The sequence below is a fragment of the Streptomyces sp. AM6-12 genome (assembly GCF_044327085.1).
In the GTDB taxonomy this organism is placed as follows: Bacteria; Actinomycetota; Actinomycetes; order Streptomycetales; family Streptomycetaceae; genus Streptomyces.
Map to the genome: position 1 here is coordinate 5537892 of NZ_JBIQWN010000001.1, position 19306 is coordinate 5557197.

The window sequence follows — 19306 nt, forward strand, 5'->3', positions numbered from 1 at the left end:
TCGTACGGTTGATGACATGCGGCCCGTTTCCCACATCGAACGCTCGGTGGCGCCCATCGAGGTCGTCAGTTCCTACCAGCCCAGCGGCGACCAGCCGACGGCCATCGCCGAGCTGGCCAAGCGCATCAAGGCCGGCGAGAAGGACGTCGTCCTGCTGGGCGCGACCGGCACCGGCAAGTCCGCCACCACTGCGTGGATGATCGAGAAGCTCCAGCGCCCCACCCTCGTGATGGCGCCGAACAAGACCCTGGCCGCCCAGCTGGCCAACGAGTTCCGCGAGCTCCTCCCGAACAACGCGGTCGAGTACTTCGTCTCGTACTACGACTACTACCAGCCCGAGGCGTACGTCCCTCAGTCGGACACCTACATCGAGAAGGACTCCTCGATCAACGAGGAGGTAGAGCGGCTGCGCCACTCGGCGACCAACTCGCTGCTCACCCGCCGCGACGTCGTCGTGGTCGCCTCCGTGTCCTGTATCTACGGCCTGGGCACCCCGCAGGAGTACGTGGACCGCATGGTCCCCCTCAGAGTGGGTGACGAGGTCGACCGGGACGAGCTGCTGCGCCGCTTCGTCGACATCCAGTACACGCGGAACGACCTGGCCTTCACCCGCGGCACCTTCCGCGTCCGCGGCGACACCATCGAGATCTTCCCGGTCTACGAGGAGCTCGCCGTCCGCATCGAGATGTTCGGCGACGAGATCGAGGCGCTGTCCACGCTCCACCCGCTCACCGGCGAGATCATCAGCGAGGACCAGCAGCTCTACGTCTTCCCGGCCTCCCACTACGTCGCCGGCCCCGAACGCATGGAGCGGGCCGTCAACGACATCGAGAAGGAGCTGGTCGAGCGCCTGGCCGAGCTGGAGAAGCAGGGCAAGCTCCTGGAGGCCCAGCGGCTGCGGATGCGCACCACCTACGACATCGAGATGCTCCGCCAGATCGGCACCTGCTCCGGCGTGGAGAACTACTCGATGCACTTCGACGGCCGCTCGCCCGGTTCCCCGCCCAACACCCTGCTCGACTACTTCCCGGACGACTTCCTGCTCGTCATCGACGAGTCGCACGTCACCGTCCCGCAGATCGGCGCGATGTACGAGGGCGACGCCTCCCGCAAGCGCACCCTCGTGGAGCACGGCTTCCGCCTGCCCTCCGCCCTGGACAACCGGCCCCTGAAGTGGGAAGAGTTCCAGGAGCGCATCGGCCAGACCGTCTATCTGTCGGCCACTCCGGGCAACTACGAGCTGTCGCGCTCCGACGGCGTCGTCGAGCAGATCATCCGCCCGACCGGCCTGGTCGACCCCGAGGTCGTCGTCAAGCCCACCGAGGGCCAGATCGACGACTTGGTGCACGAGATCCGCAAGCGCACCGACAACGACGAGCGCGTCCTGGTCACCACGCTCACCAAGAAGATGGCCGAGGACCTCACCGACTACTTCCTGGAACTGGGCATCCAGGTGCGCTACCTGCACAGCGACGTCGACACCCTGCGCCGCGTGGAGCTGCTGCGCGAACTGCGCGCCGGTGAGTACGACGTCCTGGTCGGCATCAACCTGCTGCGCGAGGGCCTCGACCTGCCCGAGGTCTCCCTGGTGGCGATCCTCGACGCCGACAAGGAGGGCTTCCTGCGCTCCGGCACCTCGCTGATCCAGACCATCGGCCGCGCGGCGCGCAATGTCTCCGGCCAGGTCCATATGTACGCCGACAAGATCACCCCGGCGATGGAGCGGGCCATCGACGAGACCAACCGCCGCCGTGAGAAGCAGATCGCCTACAACAAGGCGAACGGCATCGACCCGCAGCCGCTGCGCAAGAAGATCAACGACATCGTCGCGCAGATCGCCCGCGAGGAGGTCGACACCGAGCAGCTCCTCGGCAGCGGCTACCGCAAGTCGAAGGACGGCAAGGGAGCCAAGGCCCCCGTGCCCGCGCTGAGCGACAAGGCGGCCAAGGGCGGCAAGGCGGCCAAGGGTGCGAAGGGCAAGGCCGCGGCCGCGGTGCCCACGGACCGTCCGGCGGCCGAACTCGCCGAACAGATCGAGGAGATGACCGAGCGCATGCGCGCCGCCGCCGCGGAGCTCCAGTTCGAGATCGCGGCCCGGCTGCGCGACGAGGTCTCCGAGATGAAGAAGGAGCTGCGCCAGATGCGGGAGGCGGGCATCGCCTGATCCGGGACACACACCGTCCGGACATGCCGCCGGACCTCGGCATACACGCGGAGTGTTGCAACACCGACACAAAGCGCGGGCCGGGGCTCGGCGGTGTCGGTGCCCCTGCGTAGGGTTCTGATCAGCCGTGCGATGCGCGGCAACAGGGGACCTTCGAGAGGGGATTCAGCCGTGTCCGTCAACTTGACCAAGGGTCAGGCCATCAGCCTGGAGAAGAACGACGGGGGCACCCTCACCGCGGTCCGTATGGGGCTGGGCTGGCAGGCGGCCAAGCGCCGGGGCCTGTTCGGCTCGCGCACCAAGGAGATCGACCTGGACGCCTCCGCGGTGCTTTTCGCCGAGAAGCAGCCGGTCGACGTCGTCTTCTTCCGGCACCTGGTGAGCGACGACGGATCGGTGCGCCACACCGGCGACAACCTGGTGGGCGGCGCCGGTCAGGGCGGTGACGACGAGGCGATCCTCGTTGACCTCCAGCGCGTCCCCGTCCACATCGACCAGATCGTCTTCACCGTGAACTCCTTCACGGGCCAGACGTTCCAGGAGGTGGAGAACGCTTCCTGCCGTCTGGTGGACGAGTCCAACGGCCAGGAACTCGCCCGCTACACGCTGGCCGGCGGCGGCGAGTACACCGCCCAGATCATGGCCAAGGTGCACCGGGCGGGCTCGGGCTGGACGATGACCGCACTCGGTACGGCCGCCAACGGGCGCACCTTCCAGGACCTGATGCCGGCGATCCTGCCGCACCTGTAGACGCGGGCCCGGCGGGCGGGGCCTTACGACAACACGGCACGGGGGCGACGGGGATGACGGCCGAGCTGGTGCGGGGGCAGAACCATCCGCTGTCCCGGGTCCGGCTGGAGATCCGGATCCGGGCCGGAGCCCCGGTCCTGGCCGGGGTCACGCTCGCCGACGAGAACGGCACGGTGCACGGCCCCCAGAGGGTCGCCCACCCTGGCGCCCCCGCACTCCCCGGCATCGAGGTCCCCCGGCGGGCCGCCGCCGAACACCGCCTGGCCGTGGACCTGTCAGCCGTGCCGGAGGCCGTCCACCGGGTCGGCGTCTTCCTCGCCCTGCCCACCGGGACCACGGGCCCGCACCGCTTCGGCGCCGTCCCCGCCCCGCACACCGCGGTGCACGGCCCCGACGGCACCGAGATCGCCCGCTACACCATCACCGGCCTGGACACCGAGGCGGCCGTCGTCGCCCTGGAGCTGTACCGCAGACAGGGCGCGTGGAAGATCCGCGCGATGGGCCAGGGATACGCCGACGGCCTTCCGGCCCTCCTCGCCGACCACGGCCTGCCCGAGCCCGACACGCTCGCCACCGTCATACACGGAACGACGACTTCCGGCCCCGCGGCCGCGTACGACCATCACACGCACCGCGCGGACGACGCGGGCCGCGGCAGCCCCTACGACCCGCCGGAGCCAGAGGACGCACCTGCCGCCGACGGGCCGGTCGACTACGCGCATCCCCGCCGCACACGGCACACCGCCCCGCCCCCGCCCCGTCCGGTGGCCTCCCCGGCCGCCGAAGGACAGCCCGCCCCGCCGGTCGCGGGCGACGCCGTGGGCTGGTCGATGCAGGAGCGGCTGTACAACCAGGTCTGGGGCATGTTCGAGGACCTGGCGCGCACCACGGCCGCGTACCGCAGCGCCGTCGAATTCGCCGACACCCGTCTGGAGAAGGAACTCGACCAGGCCCTCGCCGACCCGCGCGCCCGCCTCGGCGACGGGAACGCGGCCGCGCGCGAGGCGGCCCGGACCCGCCGGACCAACTGGCCGATCGGGCGCGCGCCGCCCTCGACCGCGACCTCGCCCAGCTGACCGCGGAATCCGAGGTGGTGGAACCGGCGCTCCCGCCCGCCTACGCCCGCTGGGACAGCCCCGTCTGGCACGGCTACCGTGTGCCCACCGAGCCGCCGATGGCGCTTCGGCTCGGTGAACTGCATCTGCCCGAGAGCCTGCCGTTGCGCATCCCGCTGCTGGTCAGGCTGCCGCTGGAACACGGTCTGTGGATCGACAGCGGGGCCGCGGACATGCCCGGACATTCCTTCACGGCCTCGGACGCGCCGCGGTGGTCGGCCATGGAGGCGGCGGTGACGCTCGCGGCGCGACTGCTCGCCGCGCATCCGGCGGGAGAGTTCGCCGTACGGGTCATCGACCCGGCCGGCGCGGGCGCACGTGCGCTGTGGCCGCTGACCGGCGCCGGAGTACTCGCGGCGCCGCCCGCGACCGGGGCGGCGGGCGTCAAGGAGGTGCTGGAACGGCTCACCCGACGGGTCGATCTGGTGCGGATGGCGACGCGAGGCGGCGTGGCCGCGTCGCTGCCGGACGATGTGGACACCGCGCAGCAGCTGCTGATCGTCAACGACTTCCCGCACGGCTTCGACGACCGGTCCGTCACGCGGCTGCGCTACCTGGCGGACGAGGGCCCGGCCGTCGGCGTACACCTTCTGCTGGTGGCGGACCGCACGGACGCCGCCGCCTACGGCCCCCTGCCGGACCCGCTGTGGCGCTCGCTGATGCGCCTCACGCCCGTCCCCGACGAGCACTTCGCCGACCCCTGGGTGGGTCATGCCTGGACCTTCGAGCCCGCGCTCGCGCCAGCCGGCAGCCGGATCGTGGAGCAGGTGCTCGGCGTGGTCGCCGCCGATCGGACCAAGTACAGGTAAAGGCGATCCGAGCTGGGGATTTGATCTTTTCTTTGCGTTCTTCTTTACCAATGCTTGGCCATTGGGGTACTGTTTTCCGTGCGGAGGGGAGTACTCCCTGACTGCGGCGCACCCGTCAGTACGGACCGGTTCCGGTCCCGGGGCGTCGGCCCCCGTGCGGGTGGAAGAGACCTCCGGCAGTGACAACGCATATGTGCTTGCCATCTCGAAATGCCGGAGGTTGCCGTGGAAGTTTCGATGACCCTGTGGGTCCTGACCATCGTGGGCCTTGCCGCCCTGATCGGCTTCGACTTCCTCGTCGGGCGCAAGCCCCATGAGGTCTCGATCAAGGAAGCGGGCATCTGGACCGTCGTCTGGATCGTTCTGGCCGGTCTCTTCGGCCTCGGCCTTCTCGTCTTCGGCGGCGGACAGCCGGCCGGAGAGTTCTTCGCGGGCTACATCACCGAGAAGTCGCTGAGCGTCGACAACCTCTTCATCTTCGTGCTGATCATGACGAAGTTCGCGGTTCCCGCCCTCTATCAACGGCGCGTCCTGCTCATCGGCGTCCTCATAGCCCTGGTGCTGCGAGCGGTGTTCATCGCCGCCGGAGCCGCGATCGTCACCAGCTTCTCCTGGGTGTTCTACCTCTTCGGCGCCTTCCTCATATGGACCGCCTGGAAGCTCGTCCAGGAAGCCCGCGCCGACGACGAGAGCGAGGAGGAGTTCGAGGAGAACCGGCTGCTGAAGGCCGCGGAGCGCAGGTTCGGCGTCGCCGACCGGTACCACGGCACCAAGCTGTGGATCCGGCAGAACGGCAAGCGGATCATGACCCCGATGCTGGTCGTGATGCTCGCCATCGGCACCACCGACATCCTGTTCGCCCTGGACTCGATCCCCGCCATCTTCGGCCTGACCCAGGACCCGTACATCGTCTTCACCGCCAACGCCTTCGCGCTGATGGGCCTGCGCCAGCTGTACTTCCTCCTCGGCGGCCTGCTGAAGAAGCTGGTCCACCTCTCGTACGGCCTGTCGGTCATCCTCGGCTTCATCGGCGTGAAGCTCGTGCTGCACGCCCTGCACGAGTCGGGCGTCCCGGTACCCGAGATCAGCATCCCGGTCTCGCTCGGCGTGATCTGCGGCGTCCTGGTCATCACCACGGTCACCAGCCTCATGGCCTCCAGGAAGCAGGCGGCCGCAGATGCGGGCGCCGACACGGAAGGCGCCGAGAAGAAGGAGTCCGTGGACATCTGACGGTCGGCTCGCACGGCTGGCTCGCACGGCTCGTAAGGGCCGCCACCCACGGAGGGGCCTCCGCTCGCGGAGGCCCCTCCGCCGGACACGATCGGACACGCGGCACCCGGCCCGAGCCGATGCCGGGCGCTGCGAAGAAGGGACGGAAGCATCCGGAACGGACAGAATGCGAACCATGTGGCTCTCTGCGACCATCGCGGCATGATCACTTGGCTGCGATCGCTCGCCCGGCGATGGACGATCCCCGTGCCGGTGCTCGCGGTCGTCCTGCTGATCCTCACCTGGCACCGAACCATGCCCGGCCCGGTCATCGCCCTGGTGACAGTGGTGCTCGCCGGCTCCGTCCTCGCGGCGGTGCACCACGCCGAAGTGATCGCCCACCGCATCGGCGAACCCCTCGGTTCCCTGGTCCTGGCCATCGCCGTCACGGTCATCGAGGTGGCGCTGATCGTCACGCTGATGGCCGACGGCGGCGACAAGAGCTCCACCCTGGCCAGGGACACCGTCTTCGCCGCCGTGATGATCACCTGCAACGGCATCGTCGGCATCTGCCTGCTCGCCGCCTCGCTCCGGCACCGCACCGCGGTCTTCAACCCCGAGGGGTCCGGCGCCGCGCTCGCGACGGTCGCGACCCTGGCCACGCTGAGCCTGGTGCTGCCGACCTTCACCACCAGCAAGCCGGGGCCGGAGTTCTCCACGCTCCAGCTGACCTTCGCCGCGCTGTCCTCGCTGATCCTCTACGGCCTGTTCGTGACCACCCAGACAGTGCGGCACCGGGACTACTTCCTGCCCATCACCCGGCAGGGCGAGGTCATCAGCAGCGAGGACCATGCCAGCCCCCCGTCCAGGCGCACCGCCCTGATCAGCCTCGCCATGCTCGCCCTGGCACTGATCGGCGTGGTCGGCCTGGCCAAGGGCGTGTCGCCCGCCATCGAGACGGGCGTGGCGGCGGCGGGCCTGCGCCAGGCCGTCGTCGGTGTGATCATCGCCCTGCTCGTGCTCCTCCCGGAGACCATCGCCGCGTTGCGCGCCGCGCGCCGGGACCGTGTGCAGACCAGCCTCAACCTCGCGCTCGGCTCTGCGATGGCCAGCATCGGACTGACCATCCCGGCCGTGGCGCTGGCCTCCATCTGGCTGCCCGGACCGCTCGTCCTCGGCCTCGACCCCGTCCATATGCTGCTGCTCGCGCTGACGGTGGTGGTCGCCTCGCTGACCGTGGTGCCGGGCCGGGCCACCCCCTTGCAGGGCGGAGTCCACCTGGTGCTGTTCGCGGCCTACCTGGAGCTGGCGATCAACCCCTGACCGGGCCGGCCACCGTCTCCACCGCCGGTACGGGCGCCGGGTTCGTCTCCGGCAGCAGCGCGAAGCACCCCAGGCTGAGCAGCGCCATACCGGTCAGATAGCCGCCCACGCCCCAGGGAACGCGTCCGCCGCCCTGCGCGAGCGCCGTGGCCACGATGGGGGTGAGCGCGCCGCCGAACACCCCGCCGAGGTTGTAACCCACCGCGGCGCCCGTGCAGCGCACCCGCGCGTCGAAGAGCTCCGGCAGATAGGCGGAGACCACCGCGAACACGGTGACGAAGGCGAGCAGGGCGCCCAGCATCCCGAGGAACATCAGCAGCGGCTCGCCGCTCGCCAGCAGCGAGACCATGGGCAGCATCCACAGCGCGCAGGCCGCGCATCCGGTCACGCACATCGGCCGGCGCCCGTAGCGGTCGCCCAGCATCGCCGCGGCGGGGATGAGCGGGGCCTGCACGAGCACCGCCGCCATGACACAGGTCAGCATGACACTCCGGCTCACCTCCAGCCGTTCCGTCGCGTACGACAGCGACCAGGTGGTCACCGCGTAGAACACCGCGTACCCGGCGGACAGCGCCCCCGCGGCCAGCAGCACCGGCCGTCTGTGATGCCGTACGACCTCCATGAGGGGCACGCGCGGGTGGTCGTCGATCTCCAGGAACCGGGGGCTCTCGGCGAGCGACGAACGCAGCCACAGCCCGGCCAGCGCGGGCACGGCGGCCGACCAGAACGGCACCCGCCAGCCCCACTGCGCGAACTGCGCTTCGGAGAGCCCGGAGGACAGTGCCAGCATCACCCCGTTGGCGAGCATGAAGCCGATCGCGGGCCCCAGTTGCGGAATGCTGGACCACAGGGCGCGCCGTCCGGCGGGGGCGTGCTCGACGGTGAGCAGGACGGCCCCACCCCACTCGCCGCCGAGCCCGAGCCCTTGCAGGAACCGCAGCATCAGGAGCAGCACGGGCGCGGCCATGCCGATCGAGGCGTACGAGGGCACACAGCCCACCGCGATCGTCGAGGCGCTGGTGAGCAGCAGTGAGGCGATGAGCACCGGGCGGCGCCCGCGCCGGTCCCCGAGGTGCCCGAACAGCACCGAGCCCAGCGGTCTGGCCACGAAACCCACGCCGAAGGTCGCGAACGCCGCGAGCGTCCCGGTGGCCGGCGAGAACGAGGGGAAGAACAGCGGCCCGAGGACCAGTGCCGCCGCGGTCCCGTAGGCGTAGAAGTCGTAGAACTCGACCGCGCTACCGGCGAGGGAGGCGGCGGCGAGGCGCGGCAGAGAGACCCTGGTGACAGGGCGTACGTCGTACATGGCGTTTCAACTACCCGCTGTGATCGTGGGTTACGGGGGCGTACAGGGGTGACCGCGTGGTCGAAGCGCGCGACCGGGGCGAGTGGGGCACGGAGTCGGAGCGCGCGCCGGAGCCGTGATAGACCGGGGACGAGCGGCGGTCGCCGACGCACCGCCCGGAACGACCGGAGGAACCGTGCCCCGCACCCTGGCCAACGCCCCGATCATGATCCTCAACGGGCCGAACCTGAACCTGCTGGGCCAGCGCCAGCCGGAGATCTACGGCAAGGAGACCCTCGCCGACGTCGAGGCCCTGTGCGCCAAGGCGGCGGCCGCGCACGGAGGCACGATCGACTTCCGGCAGTCCAACCACGAGGGCGAACTGGTGGACTGGATCCACGAGGCACGCCTGGGCCACTGCGGGATCGTCGTCAACCCCGGCGCCTACTCCCACACTTCGGTGGCGATCCTGGACGCGCTCAACACCTGCGACGGCATGCCTGTCATCGAGGTGCACATCTCCAACATCCACCGGCGCGAGTCGTTCCGGCACCACTCGTACGTCTCCCTGCGCGCCGACGGCGTGATCGCGGGCTGCGGCGTGCAGGGCTACGCGTTCGGCGTCGAGCGCGTCGTGACCCTCCTGGGCGCGGCGCGGGCCGACGCATAGCCCCGCGCCCAGGAGGCGCCCCGCGGCGGCCCTACAGGCGGCCCGCGTCGACGATCCGCCGCAAGAAACGCCGGGTGCGTTCCTGCCGCGGGTCCCCGAACACCTGCTCCGCGGTGCCACGTTCGAGGACGACGCCGCCGTCCAGGAAGCACACCTGGTCGGCGACGTCCCGCGCGAAGCCCATCTCATGGGTGGCCAGCACCATGGTCATGCCCTCGGCCTTCAGCCCCCGGACCACCTCCAGCACTTCGCCGACCAGTTCGGGGTCGAGCGCGGCCGTGATCTCGTCCAGCAGCAACAGCCGGGGCCGCACGGCGAGGGCCCGTACGATCGCCACGCGCTGCTGCTGGCCGCCGCTGAGCCGGTCCGGGTAGGCGTCCGCCTTGCCGGCCAGCCCGAGACGCTCCAGCAGCCCCCTGGCCCGCTCCTCGGCCTCGGCGCGACCGACGCCGTGCACCCGGCGCGGGGCGAGCGTGATGTTGTCCAGCACGGTCATGTGCGGGAAGAGGTTGTACGCCTGGAAGACCACGCCGATCCTGCGCCGCACCGCGTCCTGGTCGGTCCGCGGATCGGTGATCTCCTCGCCGTCCAGCCAGATCGCGCCGTCGTCGATCTCCTCCAGGAGGTTGGCGCACCGCAGCAGCGTCGACTTCCCGGACCCGGAGGCGCCGATCAGCGCGGTCACCGTGTGCGGAGCGACCTCCAGGTCGACGTCCCGCAGGACCACCGAGCCGCCGAAGGTCTTGCGGACCGACTCCATGCGCAGCACGGACGCGTCGCTCATAGGGATCCCCCCTGTTCCCGCCGCCGGTCCAGCCGGGCCGTCACCCAGTCCGTGAAGCGGGTCATCGGAATGGTCAGCGCCACGAACACGAGGCCCGCCACGATGTACGGCGTGTAGTTCAGGCTGCGGCCCACGATGATGTCGGCCGCCCGTACGGCGTCCACCGCGCCGCCGATCGACACCAGACCGGTGTCCTTCTGGAGCGACACCAGGTCGTTGAGCAGCGGCGGCACCTGCCGGCGCACGGCCTGCGGAAGCACCACGTAGCGCAGGGCCTGGCGGTTGGTCAGGCCCAGGGAGCGGGCGGCCGCGCGCTGGGAGGGGTGGATCGACTCGATGCCGGCCCGGAACACCTCGGCGACGTACGCCGAGTACGTCAGCGTCAGCGCCGTACCGCCGAGCAGTACCGGATCGACCGTGACGCCCTGGAGCCGCAGCGCGGGCACGCCCAGGACCACGATCATCAGATTGATGATCAGCGGCAGTCCGCGGAAGAAGTCGGTGTACGCCGCCGCCAGCACGCGCAGGGGGAAGAACACCGGGCCGCGCAGGGTCCGCGCGATCGCGATCAGCATGCCGAGGACCAGGACGGCGATGCCGCAGATCACCAGCAGGCGGACGTTCAGCCACAGTCCTTCGAGGACCTTGGGCAGCGCCTCGCGCGCGTACTGGGCGCTGAAGAACGTCTCCTTGGTGCGCGGCCAGCCCGGCGCGTCGACCACGACCAGGTAGAGCACGGCGGCGGTGACCAGGGTGGACAGCGCCGCGACGGCCGTCGCGCGGCGGGCCCGTGCCCGCTTGTGGCGTTCGCGCTCCAGCCGTCGCTCGGAGGGCACGTAATCGTCGCCGGGCATGCCGTCCTCGTCGTCGGCCCCTTCCCGCGCGGACTCGCCCTCGGTGACGGTCACTTGAGCACCGGGGCGCCGACGGCGTCGGACAGCCACTGCTGGTCGAGCCGCGCCAGCGTGCCGTTCTTGCGCAGGGCGTCCACGGCGCGGCTCACGCACGGAGTCAGCGCGCTGCCCTTGTCGAGCACCAGGCCGAACTGCTCGGGCGTGCCGCCCTGGTTCTCGAACTGACCGACGATCCTGGCGTCCGTCACCTCGGCCGAGGTGATGTAGAACGCCGTCGGCAGATCGGTGACGACGGCGTCGACCTGACCGTTCTTCAGAGCCGACTTGGCCTGGTCGTTCTTGGCGTAGACGGCGGGATCCTGCTTCGGCTTCACCACGTCGGTGATGTAGTCGAGGCTGGTGGTGCCCACCTGGGCGCCCAGTTTGAGGTCGCGCAGGTCCGCGATGCTCGTCGCCTTCGCGGCCTTGCCGCCCTTGAGCGCGATGACGGCCTGGCGCACGTCGTAATAGCCGGAGGAGAAGTCGACGGCCTTTTTGCGTTCGGCGCTGATCGAAACCTGGTTGATGTCGAAGTCGAAGGTCTTCACACCGGGCGCGAACGCCTTGTTGAAGGGCACGCTCTGCCAGACCACCGCGTCCTTGCCGTATCCGAGCTGCCGGGCCACCGCGTAGGCGACCGCGGACTCGAAGCCCTTGCCGTTGGCGGGCTTGTCGTCCTGGAACCAGGGCTCGTACGCGGGTTCGTCCGTCGCGATGGTCAGCCTTCCGGACGTCTTCGTGGCCAGCTTGCCCTTGGCGCAGCTCGTGCCGGACGAACCGGCGCCGGTGGCCGGTGACTTCGCCTCGGGCTGCGGGGCGCAGCCGGCGGCGGTGGCGAGCAGGGCGAGGGTGGCGGCCGCTACCGCGCGGCGCACTGTGCGAGGGGCGAGGTGCATGGCGGGAGAGTGGCAGTGAACTCGGTCTTTGTCGAGGTCACGACCATTTTTGTCCGTATAGTGGGAGCGGGTGTTGCGGCTGTGTGAACGCGGGCCCGGACGGCCGCGCACGGGCCCTGGCCGGGCCGCCGGGCCAGGGTGGGGTGGGCAGACCGGCGGCCCCCGCCACTCGGGAGCCGTCAACCCGAGCGGGGATGCCACCAGTTGACCGCGCCCCACCGGCTCTGGGGGAGCGTGCGCGTGTGCCTGGCGCGTGCGAAACGTTCACACGGGGTGCGGGACGGCGTCCGTGCCGGGCGTACGGCACGCCCCTTATGAGCGGCCGGGGTTCACCACCCGCGCGCGTGCCACTCCGGCAGATGCGGGCGCTCGGCGCCGAGCGTGGTGTCGTCGCCGTGTCCCGGATAGACCCAGGTCTCGTCCGGCAGCGCGTCGAAGATCTTCGTCTCCACGTCGTGGATCAGACTGGCGAACGCCTCCGGGTCCTTGCGCGTGTTGCCGACGCCGCCTGGGAAGAGGCAGTCGCCGGTGAAGACGTGCGGATGGCCGTGCGGGTCGTCGTAGACCAGCGCGATGGAGCCCGGTGTGTGCCCCACGAGGTGGCGCGCGGTGAGTTCCACCTGTCCCACCCGGATGACGTCGCCGTCGTCCACGAGCACGTCGGTGGGCACCGGGATGCCGGGCGCGTCCTCGCGGCCGGCGTACGTGCGCGCGCCCGTCGCGGCCACGACCTCGGCGAGCGCCTGCCAGTGGTCGCCGTGCTGGTGGGTGGTGACGACGGACGCGATGCCGTCGTCACCGATCATTCCCAGGAGCGTCCGCGGCTCGTTCGCGGCATCGATCAGAAGCTGCTCGTCGGTGGCCCGGCAGCGCAGCAGATAAGCGTTGTTGTCCATCGGCCCGACCGCGATCTTCGTGATCATCAGGTCCTTGAGCTCGTGCACATCCGCCGGCCCGCCGACCCTGACCTCGCCCGTGTACGTCATGACGATCAGCCTATGCCGTCCGGGCGGGGAGCGACGCCTCACCGACGATCGAGCGCTGTCCCGCCCGCCACTTCCGTCTCGGCGCCCGCGACCGCTCCGCCGCGCCACGCGTTCGAAACCTACAGCGGCGGGAGCTTCGGCAGGTCACCGCCGTCCGTCGTCAGGGCGGAACCGTCGCGGCGGCCGGCGAGCCAGCCGACCACGTCGGCCGGGGTGCCCGAGACGGTGATCTCGGGCTTGTCCGCGGGCCTGCCCGTGGTCCACGCGTGCGTGCCGTCCGTGACGCGGGTCGCGGGGACGTCGGGATTACCGGAGAAGCGCCGGGCCAGGAAGTCGGTCTCGCGCTCCAGGAACTCGGCGGGCAGGTCCTCCAGCTCGTACCCGATCCCGAGGTCCACATGGTGCAGCTCCACCTCGCCCCACCGGCGGAACGGCACCCGCGCCGCGTCGTCGGTGACCCCGTTGCGCAGTTCCACCGTGCGCGTCCAGTCCGCGGGCGCGTCCCCCGCCGTCCGGAACCGGTCCGCCGTCTCGCGCAGGTCGGCGAGCTGGGTCTCCAGGGGGCGCGCGGCGCCGCTGTCGATGTCCGCGTCCCGCGCCTCGGCGCTCGCGTACATGGGGCGGCCCTCGAGGACGTTCACGAGCGCGTCCGCGTTGCGGGCGAGGTGGGCGAGGACATGACCGCGGCTCCAGCCGGGAAGCCGTGACGGCTCGGCGAGTGAGGCGTTGTCCAGTTGTGCGACCGCGTTGAGCAGCCGCTCGGTCGCGTCACGTACACATGCCAGGTCATGAGCGTGATCAATCATGGGTCCGACCCTAGCCGCGCCACACGTTCGGGTGAAGCTGGCAAAGCTCGCCCGTTATTCGAATGCGCGTGCTATATGGTCGAAGGTGGCGTCGGGCATGCTGGAAGGCCGGGGATTGTTATGCAACCGGGCAATCCGACCGGCGTTGTCAGTGGCTCCCCCTAGTGTGAAGAAGCACGGGGGCTTCGCCCCTGTCACTTCTCCCAAGAAAGGTGCGGACCGGCGTGGCCGACCGTCTCATCGTCCGTGGCGCGCGCGAGCACAACTTGAAGAATGTCTCGCTCGACCTGCCTCGTGACTCGCTCATCGTCTTCACGGGTCTGTCCGGGTCGGGCAAGTCCTCCCTGGCCTTCGACACGATCTTCGCCGAGGGCCAGCGGCGCTACGTGGAGTCGCTTTCCTCGTACGCACGGCAGTTCCTCGGACAGATGGACAAGCCGGACGTCGACTTCATCGAGGGCCTGTCCCCGGCGGTCTCCATCGACCAGAAGTCGACCTCGCGCAACCCCCGCTCGACCGTCGGCACCATCACCGAGGTCTACGACTACCTGCGGCTGCTGTTCGCGCGCATCGGCAAGCCGCACTGCCCCGAGTGCGGCCGCCCGATCTCGCGCCAGTCGCCGCAGGCCATCGTGGACAAGGTCCTGGAGCTGCCGGAGGGGAGCCGCTTCCAGGTGCTCTCGCCGCTGGTGCGCGAGCGCAAGGGAGAGTTCGTCGACCTCTTCTCCGACCTCCAGACCAAGGGCTACTCCCGCGCGCGCGTGGACGGCAAGACCATCCAGCTGTCCGAACCGCCGATCCTGAAGAAGCAGGAGAAGCACACCATCGAGGTGGTCGTCGACCGCCTCACGGTGAAGGACTCCGCCAAGCGCCGCCTCACCGACTCCGTGGAGACCGCCCTCGGCCTGTCCGGCGGCATGGTCGTGCTCGACTTCGTGGACCTCCCCGAGGACGACCCCGAGCGCGAGCGCATGTACTCGGAGCACCTGTACTGCCCGTACGACGACCTGTCGTTCGAGGAGCTGGAGCCGCGCTCCTTCTCCTTCAACTCGCCCTTCGGCGCATGCCCCGAGTGCACCGGCATCGGCACCCGCATGGAGGTCGACCCCGAGCTGATCGTCCCGGACCCCGACAAGTCCCTGGACGAAGGCGCCATCCACCCCTGGTCGCACGGACACACCAAGGACTACTTCGGCCGCCTGATCGGCGCTCTCGCGGACGCGCTCGGCTTCCGTACGGACATCCCGTTCGCGGGCCTGCCGCAGCGCGCCAAGAAGGCCCTGCTCAATGGCCACAAGACCCAGATCGAGGTGCGCTACCGCAACCGGTACGGCCGCGAGCGGGTCTACACCACGCCCTTCGAGGGCGCTGTGCCCTTCGTCAAGCGCCGGCACAGCGAGGCCGAGAGCGACGCCAGCCGCGAGCGCTTCGAGGGCTACATGCGCGAGGTGCCCTGCCCCTCCTGCGAGGGCACCCGCCTCAAGCCGATCGTCCTCGCCGTCACCATCATGGGGAAGTCGATCGCCGAGGTCTCGGCGATGTCCATCAGCGACTGTGCGGACTTCCTGCGCGAGCTGAAGCTGAGCGCCCGCGACAAGAAGATCGCCGAACGCGTGCTGAAGGAGGTCAACGAGCGACTGCGCTTCCTGGTCGACGTCGGCCTGGACTACCTCTCGCTCAACCGCGCGGCCGGCACCCTCTCCGGCGGCGAGGCCCAGCGCATCCGCCTGGCCACCCAGATCGGCTCCGGCCTGGTCGGCGTTCTGTACGTGCTGGACGAACCCTCCATCGGTCTGCACCAGCGCGACAACCACCGGCTGATCGAGACCCTGGTCCGGCTGCGCGACATGGGCAACACCCTCATCGTCGTGGAGCATGACGAGGACACCATCAAGGTCGCCGACTGGGTGGTGGACATCGGCCCCGGCGCCGGTGAGCACGGCGGCAAGGTGGTGCACAGCGGCTCCCTGAAGGAACTGCTCACTAACACCGAGTCGCAAACCGGCGCCTACCTCTCCGGCCGCAAGGCCATCCCGCTCCCGGACGTCCGGCGCCCCCGCGACCCCTCCCGCCAGCTCACCGTGCACGGCGCCCGCGAGAACAACCTCCAGGACATCGACGTGTCCTTCCCGCTGGGCGTGTTCACGGCCGTCACGGGCGTCTCCGGATCCGGCAAGTCCACGCTGGTCAACGACATCCTGTACACCCACCTGGCGCGCGAGCTGAACGGCGCGCGCACCGTCCCCGGCCGCCACACGCGCGTGGCGGGCGACGACCTGGTGGACAAGGTCGTCCATGTCGACCAGTCGCCGATCGGCCGCACCCCGCGGTCCAACCCGGCGACCTACACCGGCGTCTTCGATCACGTCCGCCGCCTGTTCGCCGAGACCACCGAGGCCAAGGTCCGCGGCTACCTGCCCGGCCGCTTCTCCTTCAACGTCAAGGGCGGCCGCTGCGAGAACTGCGCGGGCGACGGCACCATCAAGATCGAGATGAACTTCCTCCCGGACGTCTACGTCCCGTGCGAGGTCTGCCACGGCGCCCGGTACAACCGGGAGACCCTGGAGGTCCACTACAAGGGCAAGTCCATCGCCGAAGTGCTGAACATGCCGATCGAGGAAGCCATGCACTTCTTCGAGGCGGTCCCGGCGATCTCCCGCCACCTGAAGACGCTGCACGACGTCGGCCTCGGCTACGTCCGGCTCGGGCAGTCCGCCACCACGCTCTCCGGCGGCGAGGCCCAGCGCGTCAAGCTCGCCAGCGAGTTGCAGAAGCGCTCCACCGGGCGCACGGTCTACGTCCTTGACGAGCCGACCACCGGTCTGCACTTCGAGGACATCAGCAAGCTGCTGAAGGTGCTCGGCGGCCTGGTCGACAAGGGCAACACGGTCATCGTCATCGAGCACAACCTCGACGTGATCAAGACCGCCGACTGGCTCGTGGACATGGGCCCCGAGGGCGGCGCCGGCGGTGGCCTGGTGGTCGCCGAGGGCACACCCGAGGAGGTCGCCGCGGTCCCGGCCAGCCACACCGGCAAGTTCCTGCGCGAGATCCTCGGCGCCGACCGGGTCAGCGACGCGGAGACCGTGAAGGCGCCGCGCGCGACCAGGAAGACGGCCGCCACCAGGAAGACCGCCGCGGCCGGGACGGCGGCGAAGAAGACGGTGACGGCCAAGGCCAACAACACGGCGACCAAGAAGGCCACCCCGGCCACGAAGAAGACGGCTGCGACGAAGACCGTTGCGGCGAAGACGGCCGCGAAGAAGGCGACGCCCGCGAAGAAGACGACGCGGGCGAGCAAAGCCTGACATCCGGTCAAAAGTACGGCGCCCCGCGGGAACTCCCCGCGGGGCGCCGTTCGTTCTACCACCAGCCGCATGAACCGCGGCCGCTCCTTGACAAGAGCAGACAGCGAGCGGACGGCTCACACATCACCCAGCTCGTCCGCGTACGGCGGCTCCGCCCCCGCCCGTGAACAGGTGATCGCCGCCGCACGCGCCGCGAAGCGCAGCAGCCGCGCCCAGCCCTCCGTCCCGAGGGCGGCCAGCGCCTCCCGTGACAGCGCGTCCAGGGCGGACAGACCATGCAGCAGCGCCGCGTTCACCGTGTCACCGGCGCCGATGGTGTCCACGACATCGACCTTCTCACCGGGCACGGAACACTCCCCGCCGTCCCGCGTGTACACGGTCAGACCCTCGCCGCCCCGCGTCACCACCACGGCCGACGGTCCCTCGGTCAGCCACTCGCGCGGTGACCCGCCCAGCCACGCCGCGTCCTCCGCGGACACCTTCAGCAGCGTCACCGAGGGCAGCCAGCCCGCGAAACGCGCCCGGTAGGCATCCGCGTCCGGGATCAGCCCCGCCCGGATGTTCGGGTCGAGCGCGGTGAACAGCCCCTGCCCGGCCGCCCCGCGCATCAGCTCCTCATAGGCGCTCGCCCCAGGTTCCAGGACGAGCGACAGGGTGCCGAAGGACACCGCGCGGGTGCCCGCGGGGAGCGCGGCGGGCGCGGTGAAGAGACGGTCGGCGGTGCCCTCCACATGGAAGGAGTACGACGCCGAACCGCCGTCGTCGATCGTGGCCACCGCGAGGGTCGTCGGCTCCGGCCCGCGTTGGACACCCGACACCTCGACGCCGGCCCGCCGCAGCCCGTCGAGCAGCGCCTCGCCGAAGGCGTCGTACGACATACGGGAGCAGAAGGCGGTGGGGGAGCCGAGCCGGCCGAGGGCCAGGGCGGTGTTGTACGGGCCGCCTCCGGGCGCCGGTTTCAGGGCCGCGAGGGCACCGGGGCCCTGCGGTACCAGGTCGATCAGTGCCTCACCGGCGACGACGATCACGAGGCGGTTCCCTTCTCGGACGGGGGCTCGGGCGGGATTTCGGACAGGACGGACGACGCGGCCGGCGCGGCTGCCGCGGGCCGCTCGGGCTCCTCCGGGCAGCCGCAGGAGGCGCGGTGCACGAACGCGCAGGGCAGCCGCACGGTGCGGGACGGCCGGTCCGGCTCGGCCAGGCGTTCCAGGAGCAGCCGTACGGCGCGGGCGCCCAGCTCCCGGCTGGGCTGGGCGACGGCGGTGAGCCGGGGCGAGAAGAGGTCGGCCCAGGGGAAGTCGTCGAAACAGCACAGGGCGATGTCGCCGGGCACGGACCGACCGCGTCGCCGCAGGGCGCGCAGGGCGCCGAGGGTCATCGCGTTGTTGGCGGTGACGAGCGCGGTGGGCGGATCGGGGAGGGCGAGCAGAGCGGCGGTGGCCCGCTCGGCACCGGCGGACTCGGAGTTGCCGGACACCACAAGGCGGTCGTCGTACGCCAGGCCCGCGGCGGCGAGGCCGTCCAGGTAGCCCGTGATGCGCTCACGGGTCGTGCTGAGCCCCGGCAACCCGGCGATCAGACCGACCCGGCGATGCCCCAGCCCGGCGAGATGGGCGACGAGGCGGGCCGTCGGCGCGGCGCTTTCCGCACAGACCTGATCGAAGAACGGGGTGGCCGCGGCCGCGGTGTCCGGCGCGCCGCCAGGCCCGGTCGGGTCGATCAGCCGGTCCAGGAACACGGTCGGCACGGCATGGCGGCCGAGGTAGTCGACCAGCTCGCCCGGCCGCGCGGACGGGGCGACGATCATGCCGTCCACCCGGCGCTCGTGGAGAAGCTGCGCGACCTTGCGCTCATGAAGGGGGTCGTCGTGCGGGTCGGCCAGGAGCAGCCCGTAGCCGGACTCCAGGGCCGCGGTCTCGACGCCTTGGAGGATCTCGGTGAAGTACGGATTGCTGACCGCCGACACCGCGAGCCCGATGGAACGGGTGCGCGCGGTCACCAAGGAGCGGGCCAGGGTATTGGGCGTGTAGCCGAGCTCGTCCACGGCGTCCAGGACGGCCCGGCGAGTGCCGGGCGATACCGGGCGCGTGCCGTTGAGGACGTGGGAGACGGTCGCCACGGAGACTCCGGCGCTCCGCGCGACGTCCGCCATGGTGGCCATCGTTCCCCCTCTCGCCGCCCGCCGGACGGGCGCCCTCGGGCCGGAAGGTACCCCACCGGCCGCCCCCGCGTAAACGCTTGCGCAAGCGTTTACGCGCCCGCTCTCGTCCTACGGGACGCGCTTCCCCGGGCCTGTCTTCCTCTGTCC

Annotated in this window: 14 protein-coding genes and 1 pseudogene; 7 read left to right on the top strand and 8 right to left on the bottom strand. The window is 70.6% G+C overall.

What is annotated here, in order from left to right; genetic code table 11:
* Positions 1-16: 16 nt before the first annotated feature.
* The 5 genes and pseudogenes from uvrB to ACE4Q9_RS25190 all read left to right on the top strand — a co-directional run bounded on the left by uvrB (position 17) and on the right by ACE4Q9_RS25190 (position 7370).
* Positions 17-2164 (top strand): excinuclease ABC subunit UvrB, encoded by a 2148-nt coding sequence (gene uvrB / locus ACE4Q9_RS25170; RefSeq protein WP_397986508.1) that lies wholly within the window; start codon positions 17-19, stop codon positions 2162-2164.
* A gap of 171 nt (positions 2165-2335) precedes the next feature.
* Entirely contained in the window at positions 2336-2914 is a 579-nt protein-coding gene (locus ACE4Q9_RS25175; protein WP_397986509.1) for a TerD family protein, read from the top strand.
* A 53-nt stretch (positions 2915-2967) separates the two neighbouring features.
* A pseudogene (locus ACE4Q9_RS25180) lies at positions 2968-4838 on the top strand (TerD family protein).
* A gap of 225 nt (positions 4839-5063) precedes the next feature.
* Positions 5064-6068 (top strand): TerC family protein, encoded by a 1005-nt coding sequence (locus tag ACE4Q9_RS25185; RefSeq protein WP_397986510.1) that lies wholly within the window; start codon positions 5064-5066, stop codon positions 6066-6068.
* Positions 6069-6269: 201 nt separating this feature from the next.
* Positions 6270-7370: a calcium:proton antiporter gene (locus ACE4Q9_RS25190; protein WP_397986511.1), complete on the top strand. Its 1101-nt coding sequence runs from the start codon at positions 6270-6272 to the stop codon at positions 7368-7370.
* Here ACE4Q9_RS25190 and ACE4Q9_RS25195 read toward each other — a convergent pair.
* On the bottom strand, positions 7360-8676 hold the full coding sequence (locus ACE4Q9_RS25195; protein WP_397986512.1) for an MFS transporter: 1317 nt from the start codon (positions 8674-8676) through the stop codon (positions 7360-7362). The genes ACE4Q9_RS25190 and ACE4Q9_RS25195 overlap by 11 nt on opposite strands.
* 175 nt (positions 8677-8851) lie before the next feature.
* Here ACE4Q9_RS25195 and aroQ point away from each other — a divergent pair, with 175 nt between their 5' ends.
* Positions 8852-9325: a type II 3-dehydroquinate dehydratase gene (gene aroQ, locus ACE4Q9_RS25200; protein WP_397986513.1), complete on the top strand. Its 474-nt coding sequence runs from the start codon at positions 8852-8854 to the stop codon at positions 9323-9325.
* Positions 9326-9356: 31 nt separating this feature from the next.
* On the opposite strand, the gene ACE4Q9_RS25205 is transcribed toward aroQ, so the two are convergent.
* The 5 genes from ACE4Q9_RS25205 to ACE4Q9_RS25225 form a co-directional block, all read right to left on the bottom strand.
* Positions 9357-10109, bottom strand: coding sequence for an amino acid ABC transporter ATP-binding protein (locus ACE4Q9_RS25205; protein WP_397986514.1), 753 nt, complete (start codon positions 10107-10109; stop codon positions 9357-9359).
* Complete coding sequence (locus ACE4Q9_RS25210; protein WP_397986515.1) at positions 10106-11017, bottom strand: amino acid ABC transporter permease; 912 nt, start codon at positions 11015-11017, stop codon at positions 10106-10108. Before ACE4Q9_RS25210 ends, ACE4Q9_RS25205 begins: the two co-directional genes overlap by 4 nt.
* On the bottom strand, positions 11014-11898 hold the full coding sequence (locus ACE4Q9_RS25215) for an ABC transporter substrate-binding protein (RefSeq protein ID WP_397986516.1): 885 nt from the start codon (positions 11896-11898) through the stop codon (positions 11014-11016). The genes ACE4Q9_RS25210 and ACE4Q9_RS25215 overlap by 4 nt, the downstream gene beginning before the upstream one ends.
* Before the next feature lie 329 nt (positions 11899-12227).
* The gene (locus ACE4Q9_RS25220; protein ID WP_397986517.1) at positions 12228-12884 is read right to left on the bottom strand and encodes an MBL fold metallo-hydrolase; all 657 of its coding nucleotides are present in this window, start codon (positions 12882-12884) and stop codon (positions 12228-12230) included.
* 119 nt (positions 12885-13003) lie between these two features.
* A complete protein-coding gene (locus ACE4Q9_RS25225) occupies positions 13004-13690 on the bottom strand; it encodes a maleylpyruvate isomerase family mycothiol-dependent enzyme (RefSeq protein WP_397986518.1) in 687 nt (228 codons plus the stop codon).
* A 224-nt stretch (positions 13691-13914) separates the two neighbouring features.
* Between ACE4Q9_RS25225 and uvrA the strand changes: the two genes are divergently transcribed.
* On the top strand, positions 13915-16998 hold the full coding sequence (uvrA, locus tag ACE4Q9_RS25230) for an excinuclease ABC subunit UvrA (protein WP_397986519.1): 3084 nt from the start codon (positions 13915-13917) through the stop codon (positions 16996-16998).
* Between the two features lie 116 nt (positions 16999-17114).
* Here the strand turns inward: uvrA and ACE4Q9_RS25235 are convergent, their stop codons facing one another.
* Positions 17115-18026 carry a carbohydrate kinase gene (locus ACE4Q9_RS25235; protein ID WP_397986520.1) on the bottom strand — a complete coding sequence of 304 codons (912 nt, stop codon included), beginning with the start codon at positions 18024-18026 and terminating at the stop codon, positions 17115-17117.
* Positions 18023-19159, bottom strand: a complete 1137-nt coding sequence (locus ACE4Q9_RS25240) for a LacI family DNA-binding transcriptional regulator (protein ID WP_397986521.1) — start codon at positions 19157-19159, stop codon at positions 18023-18025. The genes ACE4Q9_RS25235 and ACE4Q9_RS25240 overlap by 4 nt, the downstream gene beginning before the upstream one ends.
* Positions 19160-19306: the final 147 nt, after the last annotated feature.

Excerpts from the sequence above, each read along its gene's own strand:
- uvrB (WP_397986508.1), top strand. The coding sequence starts at position 17 with ATGCGGCCCGTTTCCCACATCGAACGCTCGGTGGCGCCCATCGAGGTC.
- ACE4Q9_RS25190 (WP_397986511.1), top strand. The coding sequence starts at position 6,270 with ATGATCACTTGGCTGCGATCGCTCGCCCGGCGATGGACGATCCCCGTG.
- ACE4Q9_RS25195 (WP_397986512.1), bottom strand. The coding sequence starts at position 8,676 with ATGTACGACGTACGCCCTGTCACCAGGGTCTCTCTGCCGCGCCTCGCC.
- ACE4Q9_RS25205 (WP_397986514.1), bottom strand. The coding sequence starts at position 10,109 with ATGAGCGACGCGTCCGTGCTGCGCATGGAGTCGGTCCGCAAGACCTTC.
- ACE4Q9_RS25215 (WP_397986516.1), bottom strand. The coding sequence starts at position 11,898 with ATGCACCTCGCCCCTCGCACAGTGCGCCGCGCGGTAGCGGCCGCCACC.
- ACE4Q9_RS25220 (WP_397986517.1), bottom strand. The coding sequence starts at position 12,884 with ATGACGTACACGGGCGAGGTCAGGGTCGGCGGGCCGGCGGATGTGCAC.
- ACE4Q9_RS25225 (WP_397986518.1), bottom strand. The coding sequence starts at position 13,690 with ATGATTGATCACGCTCATGACCTGGCATGTGTACGTGACGCGACCGAG.
- ACE4Q9_RS25240 (WP_397986521.1), bottom strand. The coding sequence starts at position 19,159 with ATGGCCACCATGGCGGACGTCGCGCGGAGCGCCGGAGTCTCCGTGGCG.